The sequence below is a fragment of the Fructilactobacillus sp. X2R6C1 genome, from assembly GCF_059901295.1.
In genome coordinates, this window is sequence record NZ_JBWXUZ010000013.1 from 1 (window position 1) to 293 (window position 293).

The 293-nt window shown below is 44.0% G+C and carries 1 protein-coding gene; it reads right to left on the reverse strand.

The features are described 5' to 3' along the window. The coding region (locus AC6UDF_RS07155; protein WP_500724178.1) for an rRNA adenine N-6-methyltransferase family protein at positions 1-293 on the reverse strand (293 nt) is incomplete at both ends.

Genomic DNA, 293 nt, shown 5'->3' on the forward strand with positions numbered 1-293 from the left:
CTTCAAATCAGCTTTAATTTGCGCTTTAACTGCTGGTTGTTTTCCAAAAATCCCCTGAAGATTATTCCATAAAGTCTTGCGACGGTGCATAAAACAACCGTGCGCAAATCCAAAGAAGGCTTTTTCATCGTAGGCAACCACATTTCGTTTTTGCTTTGGAGTAAGTTTGACTACTGAAGAATCCACTTTTGGGGACGGAATAAACGATTGCGCCGACACGTTAATCGCAATTTCCACGTTCTCAAGGTACTGAGTGATGACCGTCAGGGCACCGTAGTCACGATTCCCAGGCT